The organism is Oleiphilus sp. HI0067, assembly GCF_001635735.1.
In genome coordinates, this window is record NZ_LWFI01001254.1 from 1 (window position 1) to 739 (window position 739).

General features: G+C 43.8%; 1 pseudogene. It reads right to left on the minus strand.

Features of this window, described 5'->3' with window-relative positions:
* Window positions 1–602: pseudogene (locus A3739_RS19075) on the minus strand (heparinase); the annotation flags it as partial.
* Between the last annotated feature and the right edge of the window lie 137 nt (window positions 603–739).

Sequence of the window (739 nt, forward strand, 5' to 3'; positions counted from 1 at the left end):
CGTTCTGTTTGTGGAGTTTTTAAATAAGCTCCTGCAAATACGAGCGCTTTTGCATTTGCAAATAGATGATTGCCTAAGATGTGGTATTCAAGCTGTTGACCAAGGGCTTCGGTTTGTTGCTGTAGGCTTGCGTCGGCAGTCTCGTTCTTTCGTTCTTGCTTTGACAGCCATTTAACCCAGTTGACGATTCGAAGCGACAAAGGGTAGGGCTCCCAGCCATTACCTGAGCAGGCAGGATTTTCATTTATCCATCGTTTGATTAGAACTTCGTGTTGATTGTATCGTGTCTGCGAATCTCTGGCATTGAGATCGTCAAAATAGTGCAGGTTGTACAGCCATAGCTTGGCTAGCGTTGGATTATTCCAATCGCTTGTTGTGCTGATAGTGTGTGTTTCGTTCAAAAAGCCGAAGGTGTTTGCATCAAGCATGGATGGCTCTAGAAATTCAGGCCCTTCCCAGCGCCATTCTTGGGAATCAACCTGTTTGTAGTATTCAAGCGGCTTAATGTTAGGGCGTTTAAAGCGATAGTAGATCCGATAAAATATCTGCTGCCATTGTAGGTACTTGATAGTGTGGTAGTAGAGATAGGCTTTGTTGAGCATTTGAACAAGTTAAGGCGTAATGACGCTGTTAATGGCGTGATTTATTCGGCTTGCCGCTTCCCCATCTCCATAAGGATTATGCGCTTCAGACATCACTTTATATGTGCTTTCATTGCACAAAATATCGGAGGTGTTTT